We start from the raw sequence: 5459 nt of genomic DNA, 5'->3' as shown, positions 1-5459 counted from the left end.
AATTAGATTAAATAGAGAAGACAAGCCTTACACTCCTAAACCTCGCACCTCTGGCTATGGTGCTGATAAATCCCCAGAAATTAGATTAAATAGAGAAGACAAGCCTTATACTCCTAAACCTCGCACCTCTGGCTATGGTTCTGAGCAGTCTTCAGAAATCACATTAGCTGAAGGTAAACCCTTCAATGCTAGATACCGTCCCTCTTACCCATCTTCTCAGCCGTCTTCAGAAATTACACCCACAGAAGAAAGTGATCTCATTTACGGTCGTCACCCAGTTTTAACTGCTTTGGAAAATAAACGTAGCATTAACAAGCTGTGGATTACTACCCGCCTCCGTTATGATCCCAGATTTCATCATTTGATTTTGCAAGCCAAGGATAATGGCGCAGTTATTGATGAAGTTGAACCAATGCGGTTAGACCAAATTACTGGTCGGGCTAATCACCAAGGAATAGCCGCTCAAATTTCTCCTTATTCCTATACTGAATTAGAGGATCTGATTACTAAGGCTAAATCTATTACTGATCCTGTAATTGTTGTTGCCGATGGTATTACTGATCCCCACAACTTAGGGGCAATTATTCGCACAGCAGAAGCTATTGGCGCTCATGGTTTGGTGATTCCCCAAAGAAGGGCCGCAGGAATTACTTCAACGGTGGTGAAAGTGGCAGCGGGAGCATTAGAAACCTTTCCTGTAGCTAGAGTTGTTAATCTTGGTCGGGCTTTAGAACAGTTAAAAGAAGAAGGTTTTTGGATTTACGGCACTGCTGTTACAGGTAGCGAACCATTGCAAAGCGTTAAATTTAGTGGTCCGGTGGTTTTAGTCGTGGGTGGTGAGGGTGAAGGTCTGGGAATGTTAACACAACGTTCTTGTGATGTTTTGGTATCTATTCCCTTACAGGGTAAGACTCCTAGCCTCAATGCCTCCGTGGCAACTGGTATGGCACTTTACGAAATTTATCGTCAAAAATCGCAAAATACGCTGTACTTTGATAAACTACAAACAATTGCTTTGAAAAAAGAATAATCAAAGGGTTGGAAACTGTTTGTAGTTAAACCAGTCGGGGTAAAATTGGACAAAGCTGATTTAGTGGACAAATATCCACGAAATCAGCAACTATAAAGAAATGTAAAAGATAATAAATTTAACCTATTCTCACACACTCAGTCACACCTTTATCATTCAGCGGAAACCATGAAAACAATTTGGAATAACCTTCAAGAAGGGTTGATTAATACATTAAACCTCCTGGGACTTGCTTGGTGGGTCAAAATTATCACACAGAATCCCAAGTGTACATACTACTTCGGTCCATTTTTCAGTTCTGTGGAAGCAAATAAAGCCAGTCTTGGCTATATAGAAGATTTAGAAATTGAAGGAGCGCAGGGAATTATAGTCAATGTAGAACGTTGTAAACCTAGTGTGTTGACAATTGCTGAAGATTTGGGGGAATGGATTGACCGTAAAGTAAAGCCTGTCTTTAGCGGTCAAATATAGTCTCACAAGTAATTAATTGGGCTGTCACCGTTCCCAGGATTAGCCTGGGAACGGTCTTTGTATAACGTTAAAATAGTACAAATATTGAAAATCTCAAAGATGCTATCAATTGTGTTTTAATGCCTGCCATTATTGATGCGAGAATAGCATTGATGCAAGCCATTAGAAAATAGTATAATCGAGGGTGATTTGGTATTTAATTCATCTCACCCTCTGCTGACTAGATGATGTAAAACAGTTAAAACTATTCCCTATTCCCTGTTCCCTGTTCCCTGTTCCTAAACAAGAGTTACATTTAAGGATCTTCTGGAAACACCCATTTTGGTGGTTCTGTCATTTTTTTCCGCAATCTTTCTTCAGCTATTTCTAGCATTTTGTCTAGGGAAGTTTCAGCGATAAATTTTGAAGTTGATTCTCTAAACTCGATATTGGGACATTGATCACCTAAAACACATCCGTTAACACAAGATTCAGCACAGTTAATTTTTTGTTCCATAATTAATTCCGCCAGAATTTTTACTATTATTGGTAATGGTATTGGTAATGGGTAATTACCTTATTTCTTTCTTAAACTAGTGTACTGTAGGGGTTTAAGATTGTGCTTTTCCTCTATCCCGGAAGTAGAATAACCCTTCATGTCTGAATTATTGGCTAATACTGGAACTATTGCGGCGATCGCTACTGCTGTTGTCCCTCAACAAGGTAGTGTAGGTATTGTGCGGGTTTCTGGTGATCATGCCATAGCCATCGCTCAAACTCTATTTTATGCCCCAGGGCGACAAATTTGGGAAAGTCACCGGATTCTTTACGGTTATATCCGTCAACCTGAAACAAAGCAAATTATTGATGAGGCTTTATTATTGATCATGAAAGCCCCCCGTTCTTTTACCCGTGAAAATGTAGTAGAATTTCATTGTCATGGGGGGATTATGTCGGTACAACAAGTGTTACAATTATGCTTAGAAAATGGTGCCAGATTAGCCCAACCGGGAGAATTTACTTTAAGAGCATTTTTAAATGGTAGGTTGGATTTAACCCAAGCGGAAAGTATCGCTGATTTGGTGGGAGCAAAATCACCTCAAGCTGCTCAAATGGCTTTGGCTGGGTTACAGGGTAAATTAGCCGCACCTATTCGCAAATTACGGGCTAATTGTTTAGATATTTTGGCAGAAATTGAGGCCAGAATTGATTTTGAGGAAGATCTACCACCTTTAGATCAAAAAAGAATTATTACCGAAATTGAGCAAGTGACCGGGGAAATTAACAAATTATTAGCAACAAAAGATCAAGGTGAATTATTACGAACTGGTTTAAAAGTGGCCATAGTGGGGCGGCCTAATGTGGGAAAATCAAGTTTATTAAATGCTTGGAGTCGGAGCGATCGCGCCATTGTCACAGATTTACCAGGAACAACCCGCGATGTGGTAGAATCTCAATTAATTGTAGGAGGAATTCCCGTACAGGTGCTAGATACAGCGGGGATTCGGGAAACAACAGATCAAGTAGAAAAGATTGGTGTAGAGCGATCTCATCGTGCTGCTAATGCTGCTGATTTGGTCTTATTTACTATTGATGCTACCGCAGGTTGGACACCAGCAGATCAAGAAATTTATGCACAAGTAAAACACCATAATGTAATTTTAGTAATTAATAAAATTGATCTGATTTCATTAGCAGAACAAGAAAACCTTAAATCCCAAATCCTAAATCCTAAATCCCAAATTGTCACAGCCGCAGCCATAAATCAAGGAATTGATCGGTTAGAAATGGCGATTTTAGAAATAGTTCAAGCCGGAAAAGTTCAAGCTGCTGATATGGATTTGGCAATTAATCAACGCCAAGCAGCAGCTTTAATAAAAGCGAAAAGCGATTTAGAACAACTGCAATTTACAATCACTGAACAATTACCCTTAGATTTTTGGACAATTGATTTAAGAGGTGCAATTCAAGCCTTAGGAGAAATCACCGGTGAAGAAGTTACAGAATCAGTTTTAGATCGGATTTTCAGTAGGTTTTGCATTGGTAAATAAATCAGATCAGTTCATATTTTTTATTCAGTAATATCGCTATTTTAATATTTCCTAACATTTAGTTGTATTGGGATTTTCAAATTTCCCAGGTTCACTAACGAACAATTGATTTAAAATCACCTTACCTGAAGGATCTATTACCTCTAATCTGATCAATTCCCGTTGCACAATTTGCCAAGAAACTCGATATTTATATTTACCATTGGTCCACGTGAATACCGGACGCGCTTGAGTACCAGATGCTTTAGCACCAATTAAACAAATTTGTTTACCTGTTTTGAGATTTAAGTTTTTGTAGTAATATTTACCCTGAGCTTGCCAAAGTGTTAAATTCCAACTGGGTGGTTGTAGTTGTCCTTCGACATCAAAAAATTTTCCCTCTGGAAAAGCAAGATTAGCTACAGCTTGACTCGGAACATAAATATCTGCAACTATGGGTAAAGAAAGACCCAAAACTAAGGAGAGGGCTATGGCTTTGATTTGCATGATAATTATTCACTCAACACTAACTCAACACTAATATTACTCTTCTATTTTTTAGAGCAACTTGATTCTAGTTATAATACTTAATTGTATCATTCCTTGCATAAATCTTTAAATTAAATTAAAATTAAACATTGTCATAAAACTTGAAATAATCCGTTATATGTGAAGAAAGTTGTGGAAGCATTGCAATTTGTAACTATTTTGTACAACCATTAGGCATAATCCTTTAGACTAGATTTCCATAGAAATATCAAACATTGAAAATGGAGACAAGGATCAATGACTACGATAAATTTATCTGGCCATGAGTTTGTAGTTGCTATTTCCTCAGTCGCTTGTATTCTCGGTTTATGGTTGCTAAATGATGATCATCAAGAAATAGACGATATCCAACAAACAGAAGCAGATTTATTAAGAATGACTTTTGGTTATTGGTTAGTTTATTGTCTGGCTTTTGCGATGGAAAAAGTATTTTTATTTGATGAGGAAGCTATCATCATATTTTTGAGAATTACTACAGCTTTGTCATATTTTTTAACATTTTCTTGTATTTTGAGTTTACCGTTACATAGATTTGCAATTCATAAAATTGAAGAATAATCAAAAGTCAAGGTTAAAACTGAAATTTAGTTCTAACCTTGCTGTTTGTAAATTCATAATTTACGCAATTTTCATAGCAATGGCTATCGCACTTTCCAGTTCATCCTGTAGTAAAGTTGTGAGGATAAACACCTCCTGTACTGTTTTACCCTGACGCGCAATGATTTTATAACCACCGCGAATGGGTACTGACACACGCAACTGCATTTTTGGAGCATGACCCCTGGCTCTCCCAATTACCGCAGGGGTGACAGTAAGAATGCCATTGTGTTGACACAAACGTTCTAAAATGGGAATTAGACCGGGAATATGGGTAGAGTGATTCCAAACAAGTCTACCATCGGTGGGTTTAGACATATTAGGCTGCTTCCAGGGGAGCCATTGTCAACCCAGCGCGACGTAGTTGTTGGTGGTATAATTCCGCTGGTTCTTGGGGTCCTGTCCAGACAATTGCTCGTCCTTCGTAGTGAACCTGATTAGTCAGATCCCACGCGCGATCGCTCGACATACCAGGAATATACTTCATTAAGCATTCAGCGACGTGCTGAAAAGTGTTAAAATCATCATTCAAGACAATCACCTTATAATTAGGATAGGTTTTGCGAGTCACTTGATTAACCCGGTCAGGTGTCACAGTTGGTGCTGAGGCCATAGTATACACATCCACAAGTTTTGTCACCATAGAAAAATGAGCCAAAAACGACTTTGTTCAAACTAAGATTACAAATAACTAGTTTAATCTATTGCTGACTGGGTTAGTAGTCAAGCACAAGCCGATAATACAGCACTTCCCGGTGTTATGAGGTACAGTAACAACAATTAGTGAACCAATTTTTTAAATG

Annotated in this window: 8 protein-coding genes; 4 read left to right on the top strand and 4 right to left on the bottom strand. The window is 38.2% G+C overall.

Annotated elements, in window-relative coordinates:
* Positions 1-157 precede the first annotated feature (157 nt).
* Both rlmB and ACIR131C_RS0113215 read left to right on the top strand, forming a co-directional pair.
* Positions 158-1030, top strand: a complete 873-nt coding sequence (gene rlmB, locus ACIR131C_RS22700) for a 23S rRNA (guanosine(2251)-2'-O)-methyltransferase RlmB (protein ID WP_155963112.1) — start codon at positions 158-160, stop codon at positions 1028-1030.
* A gap of 168 nt (positions 1031-1198) precedes the next feature.
* A complete protein-coding gene (locus tag ACIR131C_RS0113215) occupies positions 1199-1501 on the top strand; it encodes a DUF1816 domain-containing protein (protein ID WP_028090581.1) in 303 nt (100 codons plus the stop codon).
* A gap of 295 nt (positions 1502-1796) precedes the next feature.
* On the opposite strand, the gene ACIR131C_RS0113210 is transcribed toward ACIR131C_RS0113215, so the two are convergent.
* Positions 1797-1997, bottom strand: a complete 201-nt coding sequence (locus ACIR131C_RS0113210; protein ID WP_028090580.1) for a hypothetical protein — start codon at positions 1995-1997, stop codon at positions 1797-1799.
* A gap of 139 nt (positions 1998-2136) precedes the next feature.
* Here ACIR131C_RS0113210 and mnmE point away from each other — a divergent pair, with 139 nt between their 5' ends.
* Entirely contained in the window at positions 2137-3531 is a 1395-nt protein-coding gene (mnmE, locus tag ACIR131C_RS0113205) for a tRNA uridine-5-carboxymethylaminomethyl(34) synthesis GTPase MnmE (protein ID WP_028090579.1), read from the top strand.
* A gap of 51 nt (positions 3532-3582) precedes the next feature.
* On the opposite strand, the gene ACIR131C_RS22695 is transcribed toward mnmE, so the two are convergent.
* Positions 3583-4017: a hypothetical protein gene (locus ACIR131C_RS22695; RefSeq protein WP_051347559.1), complete on the bottom strand. Its 435-nt coding sequence runs from the start codon at positions 4015-4017 to the stop codon at positions 3583-3585.
* Positions 4018-4296: 279 nt separating this feature from the next.
* Between ACIR131C_RS22695 and ACIR131C_RS0113195 the strand changes: the two genes are divergently transcribed.
* Positions 4297-4617, top strand: a complete 321-nt coding sequence (locus ACIR131C_RS0113195; protein ID WP_028090578.1) for a hypothetical protein — start codon at positions 4297-4299, stop codon at positions 4615-4617.
* 60 nt (positions 4618-4677) lie between these two features.
* On the opposite strand, the gene ACIR131C_RS0113190 is transcribed toward ACIR131C_RS0113195, so the two are convergent.
* Together ACIR131C_RS0113190 and clpS are read right to left on the bottom strand one after the other, a co-directional pair.
* Positions 4678-4974, bottom strand: a complete 297-nt coding sequence (locus ACIR131C_RS0113190; RefSeq protein WP_028083665.1) for a DUF2103 domain-containing protein — start codon at positions 4972-4974, stop codon at positions 4678-4680.
* Between the two features lies 1 nt (position 4975).
* Positions 4976-5299, bottom strand: coding sequence for an ATP-dependent Clp protease adapter ClpS (gene clpS / locus ACIR131C_RS0113185; protein ID WP_028083664.1), 324 nt, complete (start codon positions 5297-5299; stop codon positions 4976-4978).
* Between the last annotated feature and the right edge of the window lie 160 nt (positions 5300-5459).

The organism is Dolichospermum circinale AWQC131C, assembly GCF_000426905.1.
Lineage (GTDB): Bacteria > Cyanobacteriota > Cyanobacteriia > Cyanobacteriales > Nostocaceae > Dolichospermum > Dolichospermum circinale.
The sequence above is the reverse complement of the archived record's forward strand: the minus strand, read 5'-3'. Positions and strand labels throughout refer to the sequence as shown.

Excerpts from the sequence above, each read along its gene's own strand:
- clpS (WP_028083664.1), bottom strand. The coding sequence starts at position 5,299 with ATGGTGACAAAACTTGTGGATGTGTATACTATGGCCTCAGCACCAACT.
- ACIR131C_RS0113190 (WP_028083665.1), bottom strand. The coding sequence starts at position 4,974 with ATGTCTAAACCCACCGATGGTAGACTTGTTTGGAATCACTCTACCCAT.
- ACIR131C_RS0113195 (WP_028090578.1), top strand. The coding sequence starts at position 4,297 with ATGACTACGATAAATTTATCTGGCCATGAGTTTGTAGTTGCTATTTCC.
- mnmE (WP_028090579.1), top strand. The coding sequence starts at position 2,137 with ATGTCTGAATTATTGGCTAATACTGGAACTATTGCGGCGATCGCTACT.
- ACIR131C_RS0113215 (WP_028090581.1), top strand. The coding sequence starts at position 1,199 with ATGAAAACAATTTGGAATAACCTTCAAGAAGGGTTGATTAATACATTA.
- ACIR131C_RS0113210 (WP_028090580.1), bottom strand. The coding sequence starts at position 1,997 with ATGGAACAAAAAATTAACTGTGCTGAATCTTGTGTTAACGGATGTGTT.
- ACIR131C_RS22695 (WP_051347559.1), bottom strand. The coding sequence starts at position 4,017 with ATGCAAATCAAAGCCATAGCCCTCTCCTTAGTTTTGGGTCTTTCTTTA.